We start from the raw sequence: 25,156 nt of genomic DNA on the forward strand, positions 1-25,156 counted from the left end.
TGTGAAGAGCTTTCCCCGCCGCACCGTGTTCACCGGAGGTCTCGGCGCGGCAGCGCTGACGCTCGCGGCATGTGGTAACCGCACCACCCCGACTGAGGCGGGGACCTTCGCACCGCCTCCAGCCCTGACTCCGAAGGCCGGTCAGAACGTCATCACCCAGACCCTCACCGCGGCGCCGACGACCGTGGATCTTGGAGGGAAGACGGTCTCGACCTGGGCATACGGCGAGAGCCTCCCCGGGCCGCTGATCCGCGCCACAGCTGGCGACCTGCTGCGCATCACGCTCGAGAACCGCCTGCCCGAGACCTCCACGATCCACTGGCACGGAATCCGACTGCACAATGCGGCCGACGGGGTGCCGGGGATGACGCAGGATCCGGTCGAGCCGAACACCTCCTACACCTACGAATTCGTCGCCCCCGACCCCGGCACGTACTTCCTCCACTCCCATGTCGGCCTGCAGCTCGACCGCGGGCTCTACGCCCCACTGATCATCGATGACCCCGACGAACCCGGAGACTACGACGCGGAATGGATCGTGACCCTCGATGACTGGATCGATGGGGCGGGGCAGACTCCCGATGAGGTGCTGGCTGCGCTGACCGGTACCAGTCCCTCGGATTCCGGAGGCATGGACCACGGCGACATGCCCATGGGCGACGACCCCGCCGACGGGGGATCCAGAGGCATGGACCACGGCGACATGCCCATGGGCGAGGAGCCCTGGGGCGATGCCGGCGACGTGACCTACCCCCACTTCCTCCTCAACGGCCGGGTTCCCGAAGCGCCGGAGATCTGCGAGGCGAAGCCCGGCCAGCGTGTTCGCATCCGTCTGATCAACGCCTCCGCCGACACCATCTTCGCCCTCGCACTCGGAGACCACGATCTCTTGGTCACCCACTCGGACGGATTCGCCGTCGAACCGGTCGCCGCCAAGGCGCTCTATCTCGGAATGGGTGAACGGTACGACGTGGCGGTCACCGTAAAGGACGGCATGTTCCCTCTGGTGGCGCGTCCCGTCGGGAAGACCAGCGGCGGCCAAGGGCTCGCCGTGCTGAGGACCGGTGCCGGGAAAGCGCCCGCCGCGGACGTCCAGGTCCGGGAGCTCGACGGGGAGGTGCTCATCGGATCCACGCTGGAACCGGCCGAGACCGCGCGACTCGAGGACCGCCCGGTTGACAGCGAGCTCGAACTCGCGTTCCAAGGCTCGATGCAGCCCTACCAGTGGGCCATCAACGGCGCCCCCTACGGGCAGCACACTCCACTCAGTATCCGCGAGGGACAGCGGGTGCGGATCATCGCGACCAACCAGACGATGATGAGCCACCCCTTACACATACACGGCCACACCTTCGCCCTGCCCTCCGGTCTTCGCAAGGACACCGTGATGATGGCACCCATGGAATCGTTCGCCCTCGACTTCGATGCGGACAATCCAGGCCGGTGGGCAGCGCACTGCCACAACGCGTACCACCAGGAAGTCGGCATGATGACAGGGATCGACTACGCGACCTGACGTCGTACGGCCACGCCCCCGAGGGCGTCACGGTGAGGCCGGTTGCGTCACTGCGCTCGATTCGACCGTCCTTCACCTCATCGTCCGAGACGTTCACGACCAGACGTGTGCCAGCCACCAACCTGCTGATCGGAGGCCCCGCACGGAGCGCATCTCCCCGTTGTCCCCTGCCAGAGCAGACTCTCCAACCCTGCTCGGGCGCCTCATGCGCCGGATGGTTTCGCGCGCCGGACAGGCAGCCGTAACGCTTGCATGCTACCCGGCGGGGGTATAGCCTTCCTTTTGAGTCCATACCCCCTGGGGGTATCCGCTGAGAAGGAGCACAATCATGACGACGACGCACGAGTACCAAGTGACGGGAATGACCTGTGGGCATTGCGAGATGTCCGTCCGCGAGGAGGTCGGCGAGCTCTCCGGGGTGACTGACATTCAGGTCAGCGCCCAGACGGGCCGCCTCGTCGTCACGTCCGAGGAGCCCCTCAATGACGCAACGGTCCTCGCCGCGGTCGAAGTGGCCGGCTACTCGGCGGTCAAGGCCCGATGAATGCCGCGGGACGACTGATCGCCTACGGCGCCGCTGTCGCAGTGACCTTCGGCGGCGCCTTCGTCGCGGCCGGCGCCGTCGTCCCGGACCGGGTCGTCGAGCGATGGGCCACACAGGCAGCCGACACATCGCACGATGAGGCCAGCCACGAGGCCGCAGGCACCCTGCCCGCGGTCTCACCACAAAAGGGAGTCTCGATGTCCTCGCAGGGCTACGTGCTGTCCGAAGTCTCCGCTCCGCAGTCCACCGAGGAGTCCGGTGAACTCGTCTACACGATTACCGGGCCCGACGGGAGCCCCGTCACGGAGTATCAGGAGGCCCACGAGAAGCAGATGCACCTGATCGTGGTCCGCACCGACGGCACCCAGTACCGCCATGTGCACCCGGAGCTGGACCCGTCCACCGGAAGCTGGTCCCTACCCTGGCAGTGGGAGGAGGCCGGCACGTACAAGATCTATGCCGACTTCGCCCCCACCGGCGACGGCGAGGACACCCTGACGCTGTCTCGAACCGTTGACGTTGCCGGCGAACTCACGCCGGTCACCGACCGTCCCCTCTCCGCGAAGGACGAGGTGGACGGGTTCGAGGTGACTCTGGACGGGGACCTGACTGCCGGGACCTCCAGCGACCTCACGCTGAGCGTCACCCAGGACGGCGCTCCGGTGACCACCTTGGAGCCCTACCTCGGTGCCTTCGGCCATCTCGTCGCCCTGCGCGAGGGCGATATGGAGTACCTCCACGTCCACGCCGAGGGCGAGGACCCGTCTGCTGGAGAGACCTCCGGCCCGGAGGTCTCCTTCATGGCGGAGGCACCCACGGCCGGCCACTACTACCTCTACCTGGACTTCCAGATCGATGGCGAGGTGCACACCGCGCGGTTCGTCGTCGAGGCGGAGCAGGGCACCGAGAACGAGAGCGCCGATGCGCACCCAGAGGGTCACTGACCCCATGGGGCCGGATCGACCGTCTCAACAGATCGGAAAGGACCTGCAGTGAACCCCGAAACACCGCTCATCGCGGAAGCCGGCATCGAGCTGGAGATCGGCGGCATGACGTGCGCATCCTGCGCGAACCGGATCGAGCGGAAACTCAACAAGCTCGACGGCATCACCGCGACCGTCAACTACGCCACCGAGAAAGCCAAGGTGACGGCCCCAGAGGGCTACGATCCGCAGCTGCTCGTCAGTGAAGTCGAAAAGACCGGATACACCGCCGCACTGCCCAAGCCCGCCACCCGCAAGGACTCAGCGAACACGCCTGGGGACGATCAGGAGAGCTCCGACCCGGAGCTCACCTCCCTGCGCCACCGGCTGATCGGTGCGGTCGTGCTGACCGTCCCGGTCATCGCGATGGCGATGATCCCCGCCCTTCAGTTCACCTACTGGCAGTGGCTCTCGCTGGCGCTTGCGGCCCCGGTCATCGTGTGGGGCGCCTGGCCGTTCCACAAGGCGGCCTGGACGAACCTCAAGCACGGCGCAGCCACGATGGACACGCTCATCTCGATGGGCACCTCTGCTGCCCTGCTGTGGTCCCTGTACGCACTGTTCTTCGGAACCGCCGGCACCCCAGGCATGACTCACCCCTTCGAGCTGACGATCGCGCCCTCCGACGGGGCAGCGAACATCTACCTCGAGGTCGGTGCGGGTGTCACGATGTTCATCCTGGCCGGCCGCTACTTCGAGAAGCGCTCCAAGCGCCAGGCCGGCGCCGCCTTGCGCGCCCTGCTCGAGCTCGGTGCGAAAGAAGTCTCCGTGCTGCGCGGAGGCCAGGAGCAGAAGATCGCCATCGACGACCTCGTAGAGGGTGACGACTTCATCGTCCGCCCTGGCGAGAAGATCGCCACCGACGGCACCGTCGTCTCCGGCACCTCTGCGGTCGACGCCTCCATGCTCACCGGGGAGTCGGTCCCCGTCGAGGTGGGTGAGGGGGGCGCCGTCACCGGTGCCACCGTCAACGCCGGCGGGCGGCTCGTGGTCCGTGCTACGCGCATCGGCTCCGACACCCAGCTGGCCCAGATGGCCAAGCTCGTCGAGGACGCCCAGACCGGCAAGGCCGAGGTCCAACGCCTGGCCGACCGCATCTCGGGGATCTTCGTGCCGATCGTCATCCTGGTCGCCGCGCTCACCCTCGGGGCGTGGCTCGGCGCCGGGTTCCCCGTCACCGCGGCCTTCACCGCCGCCGTCGCCGTGCTCGTGATCGCCTGCCCCTGCGCGCTGGGTCTGGCGACTCCGACCGCGCTATTGGTGGGCACCGGCCGCGGAGCCCAGATGGGTGTTCTGCTCAAGGGCCCCGAGGTGCTCGAGTCCACCCGCAAGGTCGACACCGTGGTGCTGGACAAGACCGGTACCGTCACCACCGGCAAGATGACCCTCACCGATGTCGTCACCGATGAAGGCACCGATCGCGCCGAGCTGCTGCGCCTGGCCGGCGCCGTCGAGGACTTCTCCGAGCACCCGATCGCCCAAGCGATCGCCAAGGGCGCCACCCAGGAGGTCGGCGAACTCCCGACACTCTCGGACTTCACCAACGTCGAAGGTAAGGGTGTGCGCGGCACAGTCGAAGGACGGGCTGTCGTCGTCGGCCGAGAGAGCCTCCTCGCCGAGACGCAGATGGCGCTGAGCCCCGCGGTCGCCGCTGCCAAGGCGGAGGCCGAGGAACAGGGCAAGACCGTCGTCGCCATCGGCTGGGACGGAATCGCCCGGGGAATCCTGGTGGTCGCTGACACGGTCAAGCCCACCAGCGCTGAGGCCGTCGCCGCGATGAAGGCGCTGGGTCTGACCCCGGTCCTGCTGACCGGCGACAACGAGGCCGTGGCCCGCCAGATCGCTGCCGAGGTAGGCATCGCCGAGGTCATCGCCGAGGTGCTGCCGTCGGAGAAGGTCGATGTGGTCTCCCGCCTCCAGCGCGAGGGCCGCACCGTCGCAATGGTGGGCGACGGCGTCAATGACGCCCCCGCCCTCGCCCAGGCCGACCTGGGACTGGCGATGGGCACCGGCACCGACGTCGCGATCGAGGCCAGCGACATCACCCTGGTGCGAGGTGACCTCCGCAGCGCCGTCGATGCCATCCGCCTGTCCCGCAAGACCCTCGGCACGATCAAGACCAACCTGTTCTGGGCGTTCGCCTACAACACGGCCGCGATCCCCATCGCCGCGCTCGGCATGCTCAACCCCATGCTCGCCGGCGCCGCGATGGCCTTTTCCAGTGTGTTCGTCGTGGGCAACAGTCTGCGCCTGCGCGGCTTCACCTCCATCGCGAAGCACTGACCCCTCCGCAAGAAACCCTATGGAAGGAACCCCATGAACGACACGACCGACCAGACCTCCAGCTGCTGCGGCCACACCTCCCACTCCTCCGTGGAGTCCGAGGGGCGCCCGAACCTGATGGGCGCCGCGGAGGACGACATGGCCACCTGTCCGGTGATGGAGGGCAGGCCCGTCGTCAAGAGCACCGCCGAGGCCGCGGGCTTGTTCCGCGACTACGAGGGCACCCGCTACTGGCTGTGCTGCGCCGGCTGCGGCCCGCTGTTCGACGCCGACCCGAAGAAGTACGTCGCCGCCTGAGGACCACCGCTCAGCGGGAGGGGGCCACTGTCAGGCAGTGCGCCCCCTCCCCCATATAGATCGGAGCTCGGCAATGCCCGACACGACGCACGTTCTCGTCATCGGTGCAGGAGCTGCGGGGTCGGCCGCAGTCCGGGAGCTTGCTCAGCACGAGGGGATCACCACAACCGCCGATTCGGGGCTACGCGCGCCGTCTCTACCTCTCCCCTCCTTCTCACCCACGACCGAGCAGGTCGGCTCGTCGGAGTCAGCGGCCTGGATGCCGCCGCCGACGTCATGGCTCTGGTGCCGCGCCTCAACTCCTCGATCACGCCGATGCTGACAGCGGAATCCAACTCCTCGACATATACCCCCTAGGGGTATATGGTCGGGTGCATGAACGCTGGCAACCACCCACCCCGTCACGACCACGGAGGACCCGGCATGCAGCACTCTCATCCTTCTCCCACACCTCAGGGCGCCCACACCGGTATTGCTGAGCACGACGCACCCGACGCGCATCACGACCACGGAACTCACGGAGACCACGAGGACCACTCGGGACACGAGGGCCACTCAGCGCACGGCGGTCACGCCGGTCACGGGGACCACGTCGGGCAGTTCCGGCGGCTGTTCTGGATCAACCTGATCATCGCGGTTCCGGTTGTCGTGTTCTCGCCGATGTTCGCGATGCTGCTCGGGTACAGCATTCCCGATGTCCCCGGCGCGATGGGGATCGCCCCGATCCTCGGCACCGTCATGTACGTCTGGGGCGGCCGCCCGTTCCTCACCGGCGCCGTCTCCGAGATCCGCTCGCGCCAGCCCGGGATGATGCTCCTGATCGGGCTCGCGATCACGGTCGCGTTCATCGCCTCCTGGGGGGCGACCCTCGGGATCCTCGACCGCCAGCTCGAGTTCTGGTGGGAGCTCGCCCTGCTGATCGTGATCATGCTGCTGGGCCATTGGGTCGAGATGCGCTCCCTCGCCCAGACCACCTCCGCGCTCGACTCCCTGGCCGCACTACTCCCGGACATGGCAGAACGCATCGAAGGCGACGAGCTCGTGAGCATCTCGCCCACCGAGCTGCAGCGAGGCGACCTCGTCCTCGTCCGCCCCGGGGCGAGCGTCCCGGCTGACGGCACGATCCGCGAAGGCCGCGCCGACGTGGACGAGTCCATGGTCACCGGCGAGTCCCGCCCCGTGACGCGCTCCACCGGAGACTCCGTCGTGGCGGGCACCGTCGCCACCGACTCCAGCCTCCGCATCGAAGTCACCGCCACCGGCGACGACACCGCCCTCGCCGGAATCCAGCGCCTGGTCACCGAGGCGCAGAACTCCACCTCCCGGGCACAGCGCATCGCAGACAAAGCTGCGGCGTGGCTCTTCTGGTTCGCTCTCGGCGCCGCCGTGATCACCGCGATCACCTGGTCACTGCTCGGCATGCCCGATGATGCCGTCGTTCGCACGGTGACCGTCCTGGTCATCGCCTGCCCCCACGCGCTGGGGCTCGCGATCCCGCTGGTCGTCTCGATCGCCACCGAGCGGGCCGCCCGCGGCGGCGTCCTGGTGAAGGACCGCCTGGCCCTGGAAGCAATGCGCACCGTCGACGCCGTCCTGTTCGACAAGACCGGCACCCTCACCAAGGGCGAGCCCGTCCTCGCCGAGATCATCACCCGCGGCGCGGACAAGACCGAGGTGCTGGCCCTGGCAGCTGCCGCCGAGGCGGAGAGCGAGCACCCGCTCGCCCGCGCCATCGTCGCCAAGGCACAGACCGAAGGAGCCCAGATCCCTGCGGGCTCAGACATCAGCTCCACTCCGGCACTCGGCGTGAGTGCCCAGGTGGACGGGCACGAGATCCGCGTGGGCGGTCCCCGCCTGCTCGAGGAGACCGGAGTGAGCGAAGTCGACGAGGCCGAGGCCTGGCGCCAGGAGGGCGCGATCATCCTCCACGTCCTCTGTGACGGCGAGGTGATCGGCGGTCTCAAGCTCCACGACGAGGTACGCCCCGAATCTCGCGACGCCGTCGATGCCCTGCACAGCTTGGGCGTCGAGGTCGTCATGATCACCGGTGACGCCGAGGCGGTCGCGAACAGCGTCGGCAAGGAGCTCGGCATCGACCGGGTCTTCGCCGGGGTGCGACCCGAGGACAAGTCCTCGAAGGTCGCCCAGCTCCAGAAGGAGGGCAAGAAGGTCGCGATGGTCGGCGACGGCGTCAACGACGCCCCTGCCCTCGCCCAGGCCGATGTCGGCATCGCCATCGGTGCCGGCACCGACGTCGCGATCGCCTCCGCCGGGGTCGTGCTCGCCAGCTCCGATCCACGCTCGGTGCTCTCAGTCATCGAGCTATCCCGCGCCGCCTACCGAAAGATGAAGCAGAACCTCTGGTGGGCAGCCGGCTACAACCTGATCTCCGTGCCGCTCGCGGCGGGGATCCTCGCCCCGATCGGGTTCGTGCTGCCGATGTCCGTCGGCGCGATCCTCATGTCCCTGTCCACCATCGTCGTCGCCCTGAACGCCCAGCTCCTGCGACGCCTCGACCTTCGCCCGGAGGCGACCGTCGCGGCCGTCCGAGCTCGCCACTGACCCTCCCTCACCGAATGGAATCACTCATGAGCACTGCACCTGACCCCACCGAGGAACAGGCCTGCCACAGCGGACCCCACGGCTACATCCAGGACAAACCCCGCTACCTCAACCGCCTCAAGCGCATCGAAGGCCAAGCCCGCGGGATTTCTCGGATGGTCGACGAGGAGGTCTACTGCATCGACATCCTCACCCAGATCTCTGCCCTGAACAGCGCACTCGAGAATGTAGCGCTGGGACTGCTCGACGACCACCTCCGTCACTGCGTCCTCGACGCCGCCCGGGAAGGCGGAGAAGCAGCCGAGATCAAACTGAAGGAGGCCTCCGACGCGGTACGGCGCCTCGTCAAGGCGTGACGCGTTCCCGGGGACCGCTTGCTCTCTCTCGTAGGCGGGCCGCGGTGCGGTTACAGTCCGATCTTGCCGGCTGTGGAGTCTTCGAGGGCGCTGGCGGGGCGCACGTACCGTGCGAGTGAGTCCAGTCGACGGTGTCTGGTAGTGCGGGAGATGGTCATCGGGTCGACGCCCGCCGCTGCGGCGGATGTCGCGTGTCCGGCGCGCAGCGAGTGTCCCGAGACCCAGGTCTGGGCGACTCCTGCGATGTGGGCGTAGTCCTTCTCGTTGATGTTGGCTGCTGCGGCGCGGGCCTGGATGATGCGGGCGATCGAGCGGTCCGACAGTGCGGTGTCGCCGATACGGGAGTGGTTGTAGATCCGAGAGAACAGCGGACTCCCAACCCCCAACTTCCTACCGCTAGCTTCGAACCATGCTTCGAGTGCGAGGACCGGGCACGTCTCGGAGTGGGCCCCGAGTGGGATGCCGATGAGGTCTCCTCTCCCGGTCTGGTCGGTCTTCGAGCGGCGGATCTGCAGCAGCAGGCCGGCGTCCTGGCGGGCAATGTCGTTCGTGGTGAGGGCTGCGAGCTCGCGGCGGCGCAGTGCGGCGGCGAGCCCGAGCAGCAGGATCACACGATCTCGTGTGCCGGTCGCGGTCTCGAGGTCGTCCATCGCGTCGATGATCTGACGCATCAGGGCGGTCGTCAGAGGAGTCGCCCGGCGGGATGGTGCGGTCCCCAGGGCTCTGCCGACGGAGCGGAGTGCCTGTCGGACTCCGTGGTGGGCGGTGGGGTCGTCGAGACCTTTGTCGAGGTGGGCCGCGGAGATGGCCGCGACGTCTCGCGAGATCGTCGAGTGGGCGACCTGTTCGGCGCGGTGTGCGATGTAGGACGCGACGACCTCCGGACCTGTGGGGATGCTCGGGTAGCCCCGCACCCGGCACCAGGCCGTGAAGGTGTGCATGGCGGAGGCGTAGGAGCGTCGCGTCTCGGCGGAGCGGCTGCTGGCGAGGAGGGCGCCGACACTCTGTGCGTCCTCGAGCGTGACGGGGGTGGGCGGTGCCTTCCATGCGTCGAGGGCTCTGCTCATGTGGGCTCCTTGGATGGCTCGAGAGCTCAGGGGGCTCCCGTGGTGCCCGGTAGCGGGCGTCAGACTGCGCTCTCATTCTCCTGGCTGGAGACCCAGTCGTTGACGTTGGAGACGCGGTAGCGGACGCGGCCGCCGAGCTTGACGTAGGCGGGGCCCAAGCCGAGGCTGCGCCAGTTGGCGAGGGTTCCGGCGGAGAGGCCGAGGACGTCGGCGACTTCGTAGGCGGTCATCAGTTCGTCGAGCGTGACGACATCGCGGGGTGCGGGCTTGCGGGGCATCGTGTCCTCCGGATTCGAGCGGGGCCGCGGTCCGGCCCTTGTGCTCCGCAACAGTGGGCGGGGGCTCACGGAACCTGTCGCGGAGGTAACGGCGCACGCAGGCGGGCTCACTGTGCGTCACGCGATGTGCTCCTGGTCTGACCTGCTCGTGAACCCGAACGAGTGGCTCGATACGGCCACGCCGGGGACGCACGCGACGTCCGTGCAGGAGGTGCAGAGGGCGACGAGGGCTCGGACCGCGTTGACCTTCGCTGGGCTGGGGAGTTCGTCGGAGGGTCTTTGGTCGAGGACGCGGTGACCGTAGGCTGATGGGGTCGGCGAGAGGAGGTGGGTGCATGTCTCGCGCCGCGACCACCAGGCTGGAACCTGGAGAGCACAGCATCGACCGGGCTCAGGTGTTCCCGTACCGCGACGGCTTCGCCATCCGATGGTCGATTCGGCTTCATAGCGGGAGGCTCATGCGCCCGCTCACGCAAGGGCCGACCAAGGGCAAGGTGAGGGCTCGAGCGAGGGCGAGGGCTGCAGACCTGCTGAGCAGTTCCAGCGACGGCCGGTGGAAGGGCACCAGCGACACCCTCGACTATCTGGACAAGGTCACTCTCCCGGCCATCCGTGCCGAGCGACTGGCCGATACGACGACCAGGCGCTACGAGCTCGCATACCGGATTCTGCGCGGGGAGTGCGGCGACGAGGATTGCAAGCACGCTCATTCTTTGGCCGGTCTGTCGTTGCGGGAGGCGATGCGGCCTCGAGCCCTGATCTCGTGCCTGGAGGAGATCGGGAGGCTGCACGGTGCGGTCAACGCGAAGCATGCGAAGACGGTGGCGAAGAAGTATCTGGCGGCGCCGCTGCGCGTGGATGAGGTGATCGAGTACAACCCCCTGATCGAGCTGGATGTCGACCTGTCGGGGGCGAAGATGCCCGCGTACTCGCGGGGCGGTCGGGCGTTGACCGCGGAGCAGTACCGCGCGGCGATCGAGTATCTGCTGGCCGCGGATCCGGAGGACGTGGAGGCGCCGAAGCGTGGGCGGTGGACGCACGGGCAGCGGGTGGTCGAGCGGGCCGCGTGCATCGACATCGTGCTCGCGCAGGCGACGACGGGGCTACGGACCTCTGAGCTGTGCATGAGGCCCACGGAGGACTGCCGCGTGGACGATTCGGGCACGTTCATCGTTGAGTTGTCGCCGGAGGCCACGAAGACGCGGACGGGCCGCCCGGTCCCTGTCCTCGCCCCTGCGGTGAGCAAGCGGCTGGCGGCGAGGCTGGAGTCGGAGTCTCCGTGGCTGTTCCCGTCGCCGACGGACCCGGCCAAGCCGTGGGATCCACGCAACCGCGACAGGAAGCTCGCAGCGCTGTACAAGGAGCTGGCCGAGAAGCTGAACATCGAGATGTTCGAGAATGAGCGCGGGCACTCGTGGCGCACGACGAACAACACCCTGTTGTACGACGTGCTGCCGGAGGCGACCCGCACTCGGTTGTTCGGGCATACGGCAGCCGTGAATCGGCAGCGGTACACGGCGGTCACGAGCACGGAGGCGGTGGTCTCTGCGGCAGCCGCCATGTTCGAAAGTGACCGCTAGAGTGACCGCTAGCGGCGGGATTTGGCGGTCACATCCCGGAACCCCCGTGAAGCGTGTGGCTGCAAGTATCCGCTCACTGCCTGCGCATTCGTCGTCCGACCTGGGCATCTGCCCCTAGTCCGCACCGAGTCAGGGGGTCGCAGGTTCAAATCCTGTCAGCCCGACCATCGGCCTGGGCCGTGTCATCGTCTCCGGACGACGGCGCGGCTCAGGTCTTTTTTCGTCGGCCTGCCGTCGCGGGCCCCGGCACTTCGGGGATGTCGCTCTTCGCCCAGCCCGGACGCGGCTTCCGCTCGGAGTCATCCCGGGAGCGGTACAGGATGTACGGCCGGTTCAGGTAACCGAACGGGATGGTGAACGCGTGGACCAGGCGGGAGAACGGCCAGATCGCGAACAGCACCAGAGCTATCAGCACATGCAGCTGGAAGAACAACGGCGCCGACGCCATGAGGGACGCGTCCGGGTTCAGGGTCCAGAAGTTCCGGAACCAGATCGAGAGTCCCTCGCGGTAGTTGTAGGAGCTCTGGAGGTTGAACAGGGTCGCCAGGATCCCCAGCAGGATGGAGAGCCCCAGCAGGCCGAACATGATCTTGTCGCCGACCGGGGTCACGGTCCTCACACGGTCGTTGGTGGTGCGTCGCCAGGCGAGGATCATGATGCCCCCGGCGGTGACCGCCGAGGCGACGATCCCCATGCCGAAGGCCCCCCAGTGATACATCGACTCGGTGATACCGATCGCGTCGGTCCATCGCTGCGGGATCAGCAATCCCATCAGGTGTCCGAAGAAGACCGCGATGATGCCGTAATGGAACAGCGGCGAACCGAACCGGAGCAGCTTGGACTCGTAGAGCTGGCTGGATCTGCTGGTGACCGTGTACTGGTCCGTGCGGAAACGCCACACGTGCCCGAGGATGAAGATCGCCAGCACGAAGTAGGGCAGCACTATCCAGAGCAGGATGTCCAGCGTCGTGTCATCACTCATCGTCGGGGGCCTTTCGTCAGTTCGATCGGGACGGCACTCGCGGTGGCGTCGTGATCGCAGGAGGACGGGGCCGCCATGGTGTGAGTGGCGACCGCGGCGGCATCCTCTTCCTGCCCGTAGCCGTCCAGTCCCACGGTCTCGTCGTCCGGGCCCTCGGCCGCGAGACGCATCACGGCCTCGCGGTCGTCCACATCCAGCGGTGGCAGCGTCTCCGAGATGGCGTCGAGGACGCCGTGCCATGGTGAGTCGGTCTCCTGCAGGTGCAGTCGCAGCAGTTCCAGACCGGGCCGGTTGGTGCGCAGGATCTTCGCTCCGCGCTCCGCGTCGTACCCGGCGGCGAACTCGAGCACGGTGGGCAGGTGGTCGGGCAGCTCGTTGCTCCCGGCCTCGGCCCCCGCGGCGCGGAAATCCTGCTTGATCCGGACCAGTGCCATACCGCGGCGACGCGTATCGCCCTGGCTGAAGTAGGTCAGGTACAGGCAGCCGCGGCGTCGGGTGTCGAAGGTGTCTACATAGCGGGACTGCAGCTCGCGCAGCGGAAGTGCTTCGATCGCCTCGAGGCTGGCGAGCAGGCCGGATCCGGTCTGTTCGGGCAGGTCCTCGGCGAGCCGTCGGATGACGTCGACCTTTCCGAGCAGTTCGGCGTCGGGGTACCCGAGCAGCCAGGAGGCGCAGATCCAGGTGGCTCGCAGCTCCGCATCGGACAGACCGGAGGCATGCAGGGGATCTCGCTTCTGCGCCAGAGGCACCTCGGCGCCTCGGCGCTCGAGCACGCGGGAGAGCAGTCCCATCAGGCGGTCCCCCCCGTCGGTTCGGGGAACAGCCCCTGCGGAACACCCTTGCCGTCCCAGTTCAGCAGATTGACCCGACCCTCGCCGGGACTCGGCACATTGCCCTCCTCGCGCTTGCTCGCATATCCGGGCCCGGCCATGCCCGCCCCCTCGGCCTCCGCCGCCATCCCGGGCCCGCCCTCACTGTTCAGCGGGCAGTCGGTGCCGATGCCCTCGAGGTTGTGGGCGGACTCTCCGTGGCCTCGCGGGATGACGTAACGCTCGTCGTACTTGGCGATCGCGAGCAGTCGGTACATGTCCCGCATCGTCTCCCCCGTCATGGCGACGGCATTGGCGATGCCCTCCTTGGGTTCTCTGCCGAGATCCACATCGCGCATGTAGGAGCGCATCGCGGCCATCCGGTACAGGACGCGCTCCACGGTCGGGACATCGCCGGCGGTGAAGAGGTTCGCCAGGTATTCCACCGGGATCCTCAGCGTGTCGATCGCTGCGAACAGATTGTCGGCGTCCTCGGCGTCGAAGCCGCTGTCGGCCACGGAGTCCACCATCGGAGAGAGCGGCGGGATGTACCAGACCATGGGGAGGGTGCGGTATTCCGGGTGCAGGGGCAGTGCGACTTCGTACTCCTTGATCAGCTTGAAGATCGGGGAGTTCTGCGCCGCCAGGATCCAGTCATAGGAGATGCCGCCCTTCTCGGCCGCCGCCATCACCTCAGGGTCGTGCGGGTCGAGGATCAGATCCTTCTGGGCCGCGTAGAGGTCCTTCTCATCGGGTGTCGACGCTGCGTCGGTGACCCGATCGGCGTCATAGAGGACGAGGCCGATGTAGCGCAGCCGCCCGACGCACGTCTCGGCGCAGATGGTCGGTTCTCCGAGCTCGAGCCGGGGGTAGCAGAAGGTGCACTTCTCGGCCTTGCCGGTCTTGTGGTTGAAGTAGACCTTCTTGTACGGGCAGCCGGAGACGCACATCCGCCAGCCGCGGCAGTCGTCCTGGTCGACCAGCACGACGCCGTCCTCGCTGCGCTTGTAGATGGCGCCCGACGGACAGGCGGCCACACAGGTGGGGTTCATGCAGTGCTCGCAGATGCGCGGCAGGTAGAACATGAAGGTCTGGTCGAACTCGAGCTGGACCTTCTCCTCGATCCCGCGGATCATGGGGTCCTTGTCCTTGTTCGCGTACGTCCCACCGAGGTCATCATCCCAGTTGCCGGACCACTGGATGTCGATGGGCTTGCCGGTGAGCTGGGATTTCGGTGGTGCCGTGGGGATGTTCTTCTGGGCCGGGGCGTTGAGCAGGTTGTCGTACTCGTAGGTCCAGGGCTCGTAGTAGTCGTCGATATCGGGCAGCAGCGGGTTCGCGAACAGGGTCAGCAGCTTCTTCAGCCGGCCGCCGCCCTTCTGGCGGAGCTTGCCGCGTCTGTCCAGCTCCCAGCCGCCCTTCCACTTCTCCTGGTCCTCGTAGCCGCGGGGGTACCCTTGACCGGGCCGGGTCTCGACGTTGTTGAACCACATGTACTCGGTGCCATCGCGGTTGGTCCATGCCTGCTTGCAGGTCACGGAACAGGTATGGCAGCCGATGCACTTGTCCAGGTTCATCACCATGGACATCTGGGCCATGACGCGCATGTCGCTGCTCCTTCTCTGGTCCGGTGCTCAGTACTCGACGGGGGCGGTGCGTCTGCGGATCACGGTGACCTCGTCCCGTTGCGTGCCCGACGGACCGATGTAGTTGAATCCGTAGGACAGCTGGGCGTACCCGCCGATCAGGTGCGACGGCTTCAGCATGATCCGGGTCAGGGAGTTGTGGATGCCGCCGCGCTTCCCGTCCCGCTCGGTCAGAGGGACGCCGACGATCCTCTCCGGGGCGTGGTACATGAACGCGGTGCCCTTCGGCATCCGATGGCTGACGATCGCGCGCGCCGCCACGACGCCGTTGCGATTGACGGCCTCGATCCAGTCGTTGTCGGCGATCCCGACCGCCTCGGCGTCCTCGACGCTCATCCAGATGGTCTGCCCGCCGCGGGACAGGTTCGTCATCGGAGAGGTCTCGACGTAGGTGGTGTGGATCGACCATTTGCTGTGAGGGGTCAGGAACCGCACGCTGATCCCGGGTGAGGCGGCGTCGTGAGTGGTCTCTCCGATCCCCACCTCCCCGAACAGGGCCGTCATGCTCAGCGGCGGACGGAACACGGGCATCGCCTCACCGATCTCCAGCATCCAGTCGTGATCGAGGTAGAAATGCTGCCGCCCGGTCAGGGTGTGCCACGGCTTCATCCGCTCGACATTGATGGTGAACGGGCTGTAGCGACGCCCACCCGATTCCGACCCGGACCACTCCGGGCTGGTGATCACCGGCTGCGGTGACGCCTGGGTGTCCGAGAACTCGATCGTCCTGCCCTCGGCTTCGGCCGAGAGATCGTGCAGCGTGGTGCCCGTGCGCTTCTCCAGGGTCTTGAACCCCTCGGTCGCCATCTTCCCGTTCGTGGTGCCGGACAGCGCGAGGATGAACTCGGCGGCCTGCCGGTCGGTGCGCAGCAGCGGTTGCCCGGCGCCGACTCCGGAGCGCGCGGTCCCGTTGAGACCGCGCAGGCGTTCGACGTACTCGCCGACGTCGTAGGTCAGGCCCTTGGTGGTCATCCCCAGCGTCTCCAGCAGCGGGCCGGCGGAGGTGAACTTCTCGTGGATCGCCGTATAGTCGCGCTCCACCTCCATGAAGCTCGGCATGGTCCTGCCCGGCACCGGCTCGCACTCGCCCGCCTTCCAGTCCCGCACGCGACCATGCGGCGTCGCCATCTCACCGGGAGAGTCGTGCTGCATCGGGTGGGCGACCACGTCCGTCCGGGTCCCCAGGTGCTCCACGGCGAGCTCGCTGAACTTCTTCGCGATCGTCTCCCAGGCCTCCCAGTCGGTGCGGGCCTGCCAGGGGTTCTCGATCGCCGGGCTGAACGAGTTGACGAAGGGGTGCATGTCCGTGGTGGACAGGTCGTGCTTCTCGTACCAGGTCGATGCCGGCAGGATCACGTCGGAGTGCAGCGTGTGCGTGGTCATCCGGAAGTCCAGCGTCAGCATCAGGTCGATCTTGCCGGTGGGCGATTCCTCCCGCCACCGCACGTCCCGGGGCCGGAACTCCTCCGGGGTCTCCTCGACGTCGAGGGCGTCGTCCGTGCCGATCACGTGCCGGAAGAAGTACTGCTCCCCCTTGGCCGAGGAGCCCAGGGTGTTCGCGCGCCAGACCGACCAGATGCGTGGGTAGTTGTTCGGCGCATCCGGGTCCTCGGCCGCGAAGTTGATCGTCCCCGTCTTCAGTGCGTCGACCAGGTACGGGACCGTCTCCTGGCCTGCTGCGGCGGCACGGTCGGCGACCTCGAGAGAGTTGATGTCGAGCTGGGGATAGAAGGGCTGCCAGCCGAGCCGCTGACTGAGCGCGATCGTATCGGCGATCGAGGTGCCCGCGAAGCGTCCGGTCCCCGTGGTCGCGGCGAAGGTGTCGGTCCCGAACTGGTCGTAGCGCCACTGGCCGGAATGCATGTACCAGTACGGGGTCTGCGTCGCCTGACGCGGCGGGCGCGACCAGTCCAGTGCCATCGCCAGGTGGGTGAAGCCGGTGAGCGGACGCACCTTCTCCTGACCGACGTAATGGGCCCAGCCGCCGCCGTTGACGCCCTGGGTTCCGCACAGCATCGTCAGCGTCAAGAAGGTGCGGTAGATGGTGTCGGAATGGAACCAGTGATTCGTGCCCGAGCCCATGATGATCATGGAGCGGCCGCCGGAGTCGATCGCGTTCTGGGCGAACTCGCGACCGATCTTCGCCGCCGTGCCGGCGGGGACGCCGGTGATGGTCTCCTGCCAGGCAGGAGTGCACAGGGCCTCGGCATCGTCGTCGCCGGATGCCCACTGACCCGGCAGGCCGTCACGGCCGACGTTGTACTGCGCCAGCATCAGGTCGTAGACGGTGGTGACCAGCCGGTCGCCGTAGCGGCGCACCGGGACGCCGCGCACCGCATCACCACGGCCCTCGACGCCGGTGGTGTCGAAGCGCGGCACGAGGACCTCGGCCACGTCCTCATGCAGTCCCAGCAGGGTCAGCGCCGGCTCGATGTCGCCGAGCTCGAGGTTCCACGTCCCGAGCCCCTCGTCGTTGTAGCGGTGGCCCAAGGTGCCGTTCGGGACCACCGGCGCGTCGGTGACGGTGTCCAGCATCATGGGTTTGAAGTCGGCATCCGCGCTGTGGCGCACGGAGTCCGCGCCGATGCCGTCGTCCGTGGCGACGACGAACTTGCCCGGCACCAGTGAGCCGTCCTCGCGGCGCTCCAGCGCCACCAGGAACGGAAGATCCGTGTAGTGCTTGACGTAGTGGTCGAAGTACGGCGTAGTCCGCTCCACGAAGAACTCGCGCAGGATCGTATGACCCATCCCGATCGCGAGTGCGGCATCGGTGCCGGGGTGTGGTGCCAGCCACTGGTCGGCGAACTTGACCGACTCGGCGTAGTCGGGCGCGACCGAGATGACCTTCTGACCGTGATACCTGGCCTCGATCATGTAGTGCGCGTCCGGCGTACGGGTCTGCGGGACGTTGGAGCCCCACATGATCAGGTACGAGGAGTTCCACCAGTCCCCCGACTCCGGCACATCGGTCTGGTCACCCATCACCTGCGGCGAGGCCAGGGGCATATCGGCGTACCAGTCGTAGAAGCTCAGCATCGGGGCGCCGATGAGCTGGTGGAACCGGGAGCCGGACGCGAACGAGCCCTGACTCATCGCCGGGATCGGGGAGAAACCGGCGATCCGGTCCGGCCCGTACTCCTTGATGGTGTGAACGTGGGCCGCGGCGATCAGCTCGACGGCTTCGTCCCATGAGGCCCGGATCAGACCCCCTTTGCCCCGCTGCGACTTATAGCGGCGTGCCTTCTCCGGATCGTCCACGATCGTCTGCCAGGCCAGCACCGGGTCGCCGCCCGGGACCGCCTCCTTGGCCTCGCGGAACAGCTGCAGCAGCTCGCCGCGCACGTACGGATAGCGCACCCGGGTCGGGGAGTACGTGTACCAGCTGAACGAGGCGCCCCGGGGACAGCCGCGCGGCTCGTACTCCGGCATGTCCGTGCCTACCGACGGGTAATCGGTCGCCTGCGCCTCCCAGGTGATCACGCCGTCCTTGACGAACACCCGCCATGAGCAGGACCCGGTGCAGTTCACCCCGTGGGTCGAGCGCACCACCTTGTCGTGGGACCAGCGCTCCCGGTAGAAGGAGTCGGCGGTGCGTCCCCCTTGCTTGTGGAGCTCGCGGTTGTCCCCCGACATCCTCTCGCTGGGGGTGACGAGTCTCCGGGTCCCGATCAGGGAGTCGATCAGGGAGTCGTCGATCTTGCCGCCGCGTGGGCGATCTCGAGATGCGTCCTGGGCGTTCATGCGGTTCCCTTCGTCGAGACTCCCGAGACGGCGGCACCGGAGCCCGATGGTCCAGTGGCGCCCTTCCCACGCTGCTCTGCGCATCGGCGCCTTACCCTGCATCACGACCTGAGGCAAGGGCGGCACTCAGGAGGCTGCGTAAGATGCCTCACTCTCTCGAGGCTACACGGGAATTGCTCTGATGGGGTGATTCGCATCCGTCGAGTCGGGGGCGCACCGGTCAGGAGAAGTGCCCGCGGGACAGCGCGCCGAGCACATCGGAGCTGGTCTGCGAGATCATGTCCAGTGGGATGCCCGCGGGGCACACTGCCGTGCATTCGCCGATCTGGGTGCAGCCGCCGAAGCCCTCGGCATCATGCTGCTCGCTCATCGCCACGGCGCGGGAGTCGCGTTCGGGCTGGCCCTGCGGCAGGGAGCCGAGGTGGGTGATCTTCGCCCCCAGGAACAGCGATGCCGAACCGTTGGGGCAGGCGGCGACGCAGGCTCCGCAGCTGATGCAGGCCGCGGCGTCGAAGGCGCGGTCGGCGTCTTCGCGGGCCACGGGAGTGGAGCTGGCCTCGGGTGCGGATCCCGTCGGTGCCGTGATGTAGCCGCCGGAGGCGACGATCCGGTCCAGCGCGCTGCGGTCGACCACGAGGTCCTTGAGCACCGGGAAGGCACCGGCGCGCCACGGCTCGATGTCGATCTCCTGCCCGTCCTCGAAGTGGCGCATGTGCAGCTGGCAGGTGGTGGTCAGCGACTCGGGCCCATGGGCGATCCCGTCGATGACGACCCCGCACATCCCGCAGATCCCCTCCCGGCAGTCATGGTCGAAGGCGACGGGGTCCTCCCCCTCCGCCGTGAGCTCTTCGTTGAGCACATCGAGCATCTCCAGGAAGGACATCTCCGGGGAGATGTCCCCGACCCGGTAGGGGACCATCCTGCCCCTCGCCTCGCTGTGCGCCTGGCGCCAGATGTTCAGCGTGAGTCTCATGTGTAGCTCCTCTGCGTCAGCTCGACGTGCTCGAACTCGAGATGCTCCCGGTGCAGCCTCGGTGGCGAGTCGTCCCCGGTGAACTCCCAGGCGGCCACGTAGGTGAAGTCCTCGTCGATGCGCTGGGCCTCGCCGCCCTCGGTCTGGCTCTCCGTGCGGAAATGGGCGCCGCAGGACTCCTCGCGATGCAGTGCGTCGATGCACATGAGCTCGGCGAGCTCGAAGAAGTCCGCGACCCGCCCGGCTCTCTCGAGCGTCTGGTTCAACTCCGCTCCCGTGCCGGTGACCCGCACGTCGCTCCAGTACTCATCGCGCAATGCGCGGATCTGGGTGATCGCGCGCTGCAACCCCTTTGCGCTGCGCTCCATCCCGCAGTGCTCCCACAGGATCGCTCCGAGCTCACGGTGGAAGGAGTCCACCGAGCGGCTGCCCCGGACCCCGAGCAGCGCGTCGATCCGTGCGCGCACCTCCTCCACGGCCCGCTGCGCCTCCGGATGAGTGGAGTCCATCTCGGCGGGCAGCGGGTGGGAGGCGAGATAGTCGGCGAGGGTGTTGGGCAGCACGAAGTAGCCGTCGGCCAGGCCCTGCATGAGAGCGCTGGCGCCGAGGCGGTTCGCTCCGTGGTCGGAGAAGTTCGCCTCCCCGATGACGAAGAGCCCCGGAAGCGAGCTCTGCAGGTCATAGTCGACCCACAGCCCGCCCATCGTGTAGTGGATCGCCGGATAGATCCGCATCGGCACCTGATAGGGGTCCTCGCCGGTGATCTTCTGGTACATGTCGAACAGGTTCCCGTACCGCTCCTCCACGGTCCGCCGGCCCAGCCGCTCGAGCGCGTCGGCGAAGTCGAGGTAGACGCCGCGACCACCGGGCCCGACCCCGTGCCCCGCATCGCACTGGTTCTTCGCGGCGCGGGAGGCCACATCGCGCGGCACCAGGTTCCCGAAGGCGGGGTACTGCCGCTCGAGGTAGTAGTCGCGTTCCGACTCGGGGATCTCGCGCGGGTCCCGCGCATCGTCCAGCTGGACGGGGACCCAGATCCGTCCGTCATTGCGCAGTGACTCGCTCATCAGCGTCAGCTTCGACTGGTGCTCGCCGCTGACCGGGATGCAGGTGGGGTGGATCTGGGTATAGCAGGGGTTGGCGAAGTAGGCGCCCTTGCGGTGGGCGCGCCAGGTCGCGGTGACATTGCAGCCCATCGCATTGGTCGAGAGGTGGAAGACGTTGCCATAGCCTCCCGAGGCGAGCACGACCGCATCGGCCAGGTGCGTCTCGATCTCCCCGGTGACCATGTCGCGCACCACAATGCCGCGGGCCCTGCCCTCGATGACGATGACCTCGAGCATCTCGTGGCGGGTGTGCATCTCGACGGTGCCCGCATCGATCTGCCGCTCCAGCGCCTGGTAGGCGCCGAGCAGGAGCTGCTGGCCCGTCTGCCCGCGGGCGTAGAAGGTCCGGGAGACCTGCACGCCGCCGAAGGAGCGGGTGCTCAGCAGGCCTCCGTACTCGCGGGCGAAGGGCACCCCCTGCGCCACGGCCTGGTCGATGATCGCCTTGCTGACCTGGGCCAGGCGATAGACGTTCGATTCGCGGGCGCGGTAGTCCCCGCCCTTGACCGTGTCATAGAAGAGCCGGCGGATGCTGTCGCCGTCGTTGCGATAGTCCTTCGCGGCGTTGATGCCTCCCTGGGCGGCGATGGAATGCGCGCGCCGCGGGCTGTCCTGATAGCAGAACACCGACACGTGGTAGCCGGCCTCGCCCAGGGTCGCCGCGGCGGAGCCGCCGGCCAGACCGCTGCCCACCATGATCACCGAGCGCTGCCGGCGGTTCGCCGGGCTGATCAGGCCTGCCTCGAAGCGCCGCGTGTCCCAGCGGTCCTGGATCGGCCCGTTCGGAGCCTTGGTGTCGACCACGGGGTCACCCACCGTGAACAGAGTGCTCATCACGTCACCATCCCGAATTGGATCGCCAGCGGCGGCAGCACGAAGCCCAGGATGATCACGGCCGTGACCAGGTAGGCCAGCTGGTTCAGGTGCCGGCGCCGCCGCACGCCGGTGTTCGCTCCCAGGGAGGCGAAGGCGCTCCAGACGCCGTGCCGCAGATGGAGCCCGAGCGCCAGCAGGGCGAGCAGGTACGAGAGGGTCACCCACCAGATCGAGAACCCGTTCACCATGCGCTGGTAGGGGCTGTCGGAGGCACCCCCCGGGGCGATCACGTTCAGCGTCAGGTGCAGGAGGTGATAGATCACGAAGAGCCCGAGCACGATCCCGCCCCAGCGCAACGTGAACGAGGCGTAGGTCCGCTGCACCCCCCGCGGCGCCTTCTTCGTCGCGTAACGGCGGCTGCCCCGACCTCCCGTCGCGCTACGCATGCGATGCCAGAGCAGGAATGCCGCAACCGCGTGGGCGAGCACGCTCGCCAGCAGCACCACGCGGAGGACCCACAGCGCTCCACCGCGAGGCAGGAACGGCTCCCCCAGCGTGCGCAGGTGGGCGGCATAGTCATCGAACGCTGCCGCACCGGAGAAGACCTTGAGGTTCCCGTACATGTGGGCCAGCAGGAACAGCGCCATGACGATCCCGGTGACCGCCATCACCGCGTGCAGGACCACCGAGCTGCGCCGTATCGAGGTCCGGCGGCGTACCGGTGCGCGCACCCCCATCGGCACCACTCCCTCTGCTCGCCCTGTGTCATGGATCACTGTGGCAAGATTTTCGCGTTCGGGCAAGGATGCGGACGGGCGACCCCGGTGCCATCCCTGTCCTTGCACCGTGCGAGACCGAGATCACTCCCGGCATGCGACGATGGGGTCATGAAGAGGAAGATCTCGATCGAGGCCCTGGCCCGCCAGCAGATCAAGGCCGCGCAGCGCGCCGGAGGCCGTCGTGCGGCCGAGACCGTCTTCGGCGGGCACGAGAAGGTGCTGCGCCAGACGGTGATGGGCCTGCTCAAGGATGCGGAGATCGGCGAGCGGGAAAACCTCGACGAAGCGACGATCTACGTCCTCGAGGGCCGGGTCCAGCTCTGGGTCGGCGACGACTGCTGGGAGGCGAGGCAGGGAAGCCTGCTGGTCCTCCCCCAGGCGCGGCACCGGCTCGTGGCCATCATGGACTCCGCGCTGCTGATCACGGTGGCCAAGCTGCCGACCGGCCCCGACGAGCGCCCCGCGCCGGCCGATGTGCCCGCGATCCCGACGTCGGCTCCCCAGGAGCCGCCGGCGCCCTGAGGGGTGATCGTGCGCCGACGCGGTATCGACCGGCGTGCTGGTAGTCGATCAGCTGAACATCGGGTTGATCACCCGTCCCCAGGTGCTCTTGTTGCCCCAGATGTTCTGACGCAGGCCCTCGAGCTGCAGGATCTGCGAGTGGTCGACGAACAGGTTGACCTCGTTCCCGTAGTGCTTGAGGTACCACTCGAAGACGGGGCCGTCAGCGGCTTCGAACATCACGTTCTCCAGGCCGACACCGTTGATGATCGAGGCCACCGCCGAAGTGTTCCAATCGGTCACGTTCTCGGTGATGCCCTCGGACTCGATCATCACGATGTCGGCGCCCGCCTCGAGGGTCCGACGTGCACGCTCGATCAGGTCGCCGACGTCCTTGGCGCCCTCCGCGGCCAGCTCGGCCTCACCGGAGTCACCGCCGGAACCGATCTGGATGCCGAGCTCGGGCTTGGCCCTCAGACCGGCCGCCGTCACCCTCTCGACCAACCGCAGCAACCCGGAGGTGGGAAGAATGATGAAGCCGGTGGAGATCTCGATGGTGTCGAAACCGACCTCCTTGGCCTCGCGCAGGTAGGCGTCCACCGCGTCCTCGCCGTAGCGCAGCACGGTCTCGATCCACCCGCCGGAGGAGACGTAGGCGCCGTGCTCATGCGCGATATCGCTGAAGGCACGCACCTGTTCCTTGGGCACCAGCGCGAAGGAGCCGCCCGCCCATTTGATGCCGTCGACCCACTGCCCGGCGACGTCGAAGACGTCCTGCAGGTGGCGGGTGCCGAAGGTGGAGTAGTACGGAGCGCGGATCTCGGTCAGCCCGTGGGTGCGGGGCTTCATCGGACGGTGCGCACGGGGCACGATGTCGAAGCTGACGTCGTGTGCGGAAGCGTTCTGGGTGGTCATGATCTGTCCTTTCAGTGGGTAGATCCGGCGCGGGAGAGCACGTCGGTCAGTCGCCGTACGGGATGGCGCTCGAGCTCGTGGACGATGTCGGCGATCTCCTCGGTCATCTCGGACCCCACGACCGGCAGGGCGAGGCCGCGGTACTTGCGCATCGCCCCGGCCCAGTCCAGAGGATCGGTGTGGAAGCCCTCGTAGGCGGTCTCGAAAGCGGTCAGCACGGTCCCGTCGGCGAGGGTCACCGTCAGGTCGGCCACCATCTCCTGTGGGAACCGTGAGGAGTAGTCGGCGTCCGGTGTGATGTGGACCCGTCGCATCAGGCCCTGCACGTCGTCGGCGACGATCCGCTCGTGGTGATACTGCTCCGGCTCGACCTGTCCGTCCAGCAGTGCGACGGCCAGCAGCCACGGCAGGGAGTGGTCGGCCTCCTCCTTGGTGCGGATAGAGCGCTTGTCCCCCTCCTCGCCACCGCCGATGATCGAGTGGGCCACGTCGAAGGTCCTCAGCTCCACGCGCTCGATGGCGCGGACGAGGAACCCGTCCTGGAGCCGCACCTCGAGGGCGGCATCCAGAGCGGTCTGTGAATGGATCTCGGAATTGTGCTTCTTCACGATCGTCTCGCGCACCTTCTCCAGGTCCTCGCGCGACCAGTCGATCTCGAACGAGCCGGTGATGGTCTCCTGCAGGCCCTTGTTGCCCTCGAACACCTCTGCCGGACCGGTCAGGCCCCGCTGCGCCAGCAGCGCCGCGAAGGTCGCCTCCTTCGCCATGTTCGGGTAGGCAAGCCCCTTCCAGTGGGAGAGGTCGCCCGTCCGGGTGACGCGCAGGGCATTGTTGGCGGTGCCGGAGATCGAGATCGCATTCTGCGTCTGCTCCCGGTCGAGACCGAGAGCGCGCGAGACACCCGCCGCAGCGGCGTATGCCCCCTGCACGGTGTGGTCGAAGCCGCGGGCGCGCACCGGAGCGACGTCGGACAAGCGCGTCTGCACCTGATAGCAGACCGCGAGAGCGGCGAGGAGATCCGCACCGGACGCGTCGACGGACTCCGCGGCCGCCAGCACAGCGCCCAGGTTGTCGGAAGGGTGGTTGGTCTCGCCCGCCGCAAGATACGAGTCCATGTAGTCGAGGTAGCGGCTCAGGGCCCCGTTGTAGAAGGCCACGCGGTCGATCGGGCCGCGACCCCCTCCGATGAAGGTCGCATCCGCACTCCCTCCGAGGTCGGCCAGCAGGGAACGGATCGCGCGCATCGGCGCCGCACCCTGCGCCGCGATCGCGACGCCGAGCGTGTCCAGGACACGGATCCGCAGCTGCTCGGCCGCCGCCTCGCTGAGCTGCTCGTAGCGACTTGCGTGCACGAATGCTGCCAGGTCACGGACGTGAGTCATCGCCCATCATCTCCCTATTTAGGTGAGCCTTGCCTTACTC

The 25,156-nt window shown here is 67.7% G+C and carries 20 protein-coding genes; 9 read left to right on the forward strand and 11 right to left on the reverse strand.

Going from position 1 to position 25,156, the window contains the following annotated elements:
* The first annotated feature begins 1 nt into the window (after position 1).
* The 7 genes from ACHUEU_RS03955 (at position 2) to ACHUEU_RS03985 (ending at position 8,541) form a co-directional block, all read left to right on the forward strand.
* The gene (locus ACHUEU_RS03955; RefSeq protein WP_394214603.1) at positions 2-1,516 is read left to right on the forward strand and encodes a multicopper oxidase family protein; all 1,515 of its coding nucleotides are present in this window, start codon (positions 2-4) and stop codon (positions 1,514-1,516) included.
* A 328-nt stretch (positions 1,517-1,844) separates the two neighbouring features.
* Positions 1,845-2,060 (forward strand): heavy-metal-associated domain-containing protein, encoded by a 216-nt coding sequence (locus ACHUEU_RS03960; RefSeq protein ID WP_394214604.1) that lies wholly within the window; start codon positions 1,845-1,847, stop codon positions 2,058-2,060.
* Positions 2,057-3,004: a hypothetical protein gene (locus ACHUEU_RS03965; protein ID WP_330883926.1), complete on the forward strand. Its 948-nt coding sequence runs from the start codon at positions 2,057-2,059 to the stop codon at positions 3,002-3,004. The genes ACHUEU_RS03960 and ACHUEU_RS03965 overlap by 4 nt, the downstream gene beginning before the upstream one ends.
* Before the next feature lie 48 nt (positions 3,005-3,052).
* Complete coding sequence (locus ACHUEU_RS03970; RefSeq protein WP_394214605.1) at positions 3,053-5,326, forward strand: heavy metal translocating P-type ATPase; 2,274 nt, start codon at positions 3,053-3,055, stop codon at positions 5,324-5,326.
* A gap of 33 nt (positions 5,327-5,359) precedes the next feature.
* A complete protein-coding gene (locus ACHUEU_RS03975) occupies positions 5,360-5,623 on the forward strand; it encodes a hypothetical protein (protein WP_330883925.1) in 264 nt (87 codons plus the stop codon).
* A 423-nt stretch (positions 5,624-6,046) separates the two neighbouring features.
* Entirely contained in the window at positions 6,047-8,185 is a 2,139-nt protein-coding gene (locus ACHUEU_RS03980) for a heavy metal translocating P-type ATPase (protein WP_330883924.1), read from the forward strand.
* A gap of 26 nt (positions 8,186-8,211) precedes the next feature.
* A complete protein-coding gene (locus ACHUEU_RS03985; RefSeq protein WP_394214606.1) occupies positions 8,212-8,541 on the forward strand; it encodes a metal-sensitive transcriptional regulator in 330 nt (109 codons plus the stop codon).
* A gap of 50 nt (positions 8,542-8,591) precedes the next feature.
* Here the strand turns inward: ACHUEU_RS03985 and ACHUEU_RS03990 are convergent, their stop codons facing one another.
* Positions 8,592-9,608, reverse strand: coding sequence for a tyrosine-type recombinase/integrase (locus tag ACHUEU_RS03990; RefSeq protein WP_394214607.1), 1,017 nt, complete (start codon positions 9,606-9,608; stop codon positions 8,592-8,594).
* A 59-nt stretch (positions 9,609-9,667) separates the two neighbouring features.
* Positions 9,668-9,886, reverse strand: coding sequence for a helix-turn-helix transcriptional regulator (locus ACHUEU_RS03995; RefSeq protein ID WP_394214608.1), 219 nt, complete (start codon positions 9,884-9,886; stop codon positions 9,668-9,670).
* Positions 9,887-10,221: 335 nt separating this feature from the next.
* Here ACHUEU_RS03995 and ACHUEU_RS04000 point away from each other — a divergent pair, with 335 nt between their 5' ends.
* A complete protein-coding gene (locus ACHUEU_RS04000; protein ID WP_394214609.1) occupies positions 10,222-11,466 on the forward strand; it encodes a tyrosine-type recombinase/integrase in 1,245 nt (414 codons plus the stop codon).
* A gap of 208 nt (positions 11,467-11,674) precedes the next feature.
* Here the strand turns inward: ACHUEU_RS04000 and narI are convergent, their stop codons facing one another.
* The 7 genes from narI to ACHUEU_RS04035 form a co-directional block, all read right to left on the reverse strand.
* Positions 11,675-12,448 carry a respiratory nitrate reductase subunit gamma gene (gene narI / locus ACHUEU_RS04005; RefSeq protein ID WP_394214610.1) on the reverse strand — a complete coding sequence of 258 codons (774 nt, stop codon included), beginning with the start codon at positions 12,446-12,448 and terminating at the stop codon, positions 11,675-11,677.
* Complete coding sequence (narJ, locus tag ACHUEU_RS04010; RefSeq protein WP_394214611.1) at positions 12,445-13,239, reverse strand: nitrate reductase molybdenum cofactor assembly chaperone; 795 nt, start codon at positions 13,237-13,239, stop codon at positions 12,445-12,447. The genes narI and narJ overlap by 4 nt, the downstream gene beginning before the upstream one ends.
* The gene (gene narH, locus ACHUEU_RS04015; protein WP_394214612.1) at positions 13,239-14,864 is read right to left on the reverse strand and encodes a nitrate reductase subunit beta; all 1,626 of its coding nucleotides are present in this window, start codon (positions 14,862-14,864) and stop codon (positions 13,239-13,241) included. The genes narJ and narH overlap by 1 nt, the downstream gene beginning before the upstream one ends.
* Positions 14,865-14,891: 27 nt before the next feature.
* The gene (locus ACHUEU_RS04020; protein WP_394214613.1) at positions 14,892-18,644 is read right to left on the reverse strand and encodes a nitrate reductase subunit alpha; all 3,753 of its coding nucleotides are present in this window, start codon (positions 18,642-18,644) and stop codon (positions 14,892-14,894) included.
* A 220-nt stretch (positions 18,645-18,864) separates the two neighbouring features.
* Positions 18,865-19,617, reverse strand: coding sequence for a succinate dehydrogenase/fumarate reductase iron-sulfur subunit (locus tag ACHUEU_RS04025; protein ID WP_394214614.1), 753 nt, complete (start codon positions 19,615-19,617; stop codon positions 18,865-18,867).
* Positions 19,614-21,557: a fumarate reductase/succinate dehydrogenase flavoprotein subunit gene (locus ACHUEU_RS04030; protein ID WP_394214615.1), complete on the reverse strand. Its 1,944-nt coding sequence runs from the start codon at positions 21,555-21,557 to the stop codon at positions 19,614-19,616. Before ACHUEU_RS04030 ends, ACHUEU_RS04025 begins: the two co-directional genes overlap by 4 nt.
* Entirely contained in the window at positions 21,557-22,225 is a 669-nt protein-coding gene (locus ACHUEU_RS04035) for a succinate dehydrogenase cytochrome b subunit (RefSeq protein WP_394214616.1), read from the reverse strand. The genes ACHUEU_RS04030 and ACHUEU_RS04035 overlap by 1 nt, the downstream gene beginning before the upstream one ends.
* A 201-nt stretch (positions 22,226-22,426) precedes the next feature.
* Here ACHUEU_RS04035 and ACHUEU_RS04040 point away from each other — a divergent pair, with 201 nt between their 5' ends.
* The gene (locus ACHUEU_RS04040; RefSeq protein WP_394214617.1) at positions 22,427-22,840 is read left to right on the forward strand and encodes a cupin domain-containing protein; all 414 of its coding nucleotides are present in this window, start codon (positions 22,427-22,429) and stop codon (positions 22,838-22,840) included.
* Positions 22,841-22,888: 48 nt separating this feature from the next.
* On the opposite strand, the gene ACHUEU_RS04045 is transcribed toward ACHUEU_RS04040, so the two are convergent.
* Positions 22,889-23,734: a phosphosulfolactate synthase gene (locus ACHUEU_RS04045; protein WP_394214618.1), complete on the reverse strand. Its 846-nt coding sequence runs from the start codon at positions 23,732-23,734 to the stop codon at positions 22,889-22,891.
* An 11-nt stretch (positions 23,735-23,745) separates the two neighbouring features.
* On the reverse strand, positions 23,746-25,116 hold the full coding sequence (locus tag ACHUEU_RS04050; protein WP_394214619.1) for an MmgE/PrpD family protein: 1,371 nt from the start codon (positions 25,114-25,116) through the stop codon (positions 23,746-23,748).
* Between the last annotated feature and the right edge of the window lie 40 nt (positions 25,117-25,156).

Source organism: Brachybacterium vulturis (assembly GCF_043641765.1).
Lineage (GTDB): Bacteria > Actinomycetota > Actinomycetes > Actinomycetales > Dermabacteraceae > Brachybacterium > Brachybacterium vulturis_A.

Coding starts and splice junctions, on each gene's coding strand:
- ACHUEU_RS03960 (WP_394214604.1), top strand. CDS start 1,845: ATGACGACGACGCACGAGTACCAAGTGACGGGAATGACCTGTGGGCAT.
- ACHUEU_RS03965 (WP_330883926.1), top strand. CDS start 2,057: ATGAATGCCGCGGGACGACTGATCGCCTACGGCGCCGCTGTCGCAGTG.
- ACHUEU_RS03975 (WP_330883925.1), top strand. CDS start 5,360: ATGAACGACACGACCGACCAGACCTCCAGCTGCTGCGGCCACACCTCC.
- ACHUEU_RS03980 (WP_330883924.1), top strand. CDS start 6,047: ATGCAGCACTCTCATCCTTCTCCCACACCTCAGGGCGCCCACACCGGT.
- ACHUEU_RS03985 (WP_394214606.1), top strand. CDS start 8,212: ATGAGCACTGCACCTGACCCCACCGAGGAACAGGCCTGCCACAGCGGA.
- ACHUEU_RS03990 (WP_394214607.1), bottom strand. CDS start 9,608: ATGAGCAGAGCCCTCGACGCATGGAAGGCACCGCCCACCCCCGTCACG.
- ACHUEU_RS03995 (WP_394214608.1), bottom strand. CDS start 9,886: ATGCCCCGCAAGCCCGCACCCCGCGATGTCGTCACGCTCGACGAACTG.
- ACHUEU_RS04000 (WP_394214609.1), top strand. CDS start 10,222: ATGTCTCGCGCCGCGACCACCAGGCTGGAACCTGGAGAGCACAGCATC.
- narI (WP_394214610.1), bottom strand. CDS start 12,448: ATGAGTGATGACACGACGCTGGACATCCTGCTCTGGATAGTGCTGCCC.
- narJ (WP_394214611.1), bottom strand. CDS start 13,239: ATGGGACTGCTCTCCCGCGTGCTCGAGCGCCGAGGCGCCGAGGTGCCT.
- narH (WP_394214612.1), bottom strand. CDS start 14,864: ATGCGCGTCATGGCCCAGATGTCCATGGTGATGAACCTGGACAAGTGC.
- ACHUEU_RS04020 (WP_394214613.1), bottom strand. CDS start 18,644: ATGAACGCCCAGGACGCATCTCGAGATCGCCCACGCGGCGGCAAGATC.
- ACHUEU_RS04025 (WP_394214614.1), bottom strand. CDS start 19,617: ATGAGACTCACGCTGAACATCTGGCGCCAGGCGCACAGCGAGGCGAGG.
- ACHUEU_RS04030 (WP_394214615.1), bottom strand. CDS start 21,557: ATGAGCACTCTGTTCACGGTGGGTGACCCCGTGGTCGACACCAAGGCT.
- ACHUEU_RS04040 (WP_394214617.1), top strand. CDS start 22,427: ATGAAGAGGAAGATCTCGATCGAGGCCCTGGCCCGCCAGCAGATCAAG.
- ACHUEU_RS04045 (WP_394214618.1), bottom strand. CDS start 23,734: ATGACCACCCAGAACGCTTCCGCACACGACGTCAGCTTCGACATCGTG.
- ACHUEU_RS04050 (WP_394214619.1), bottom strand. CDS start 25,116: ATGACTCACGTCCGTGACCTGGCAGCATTCGTGCACGCAAGTCGCTAC.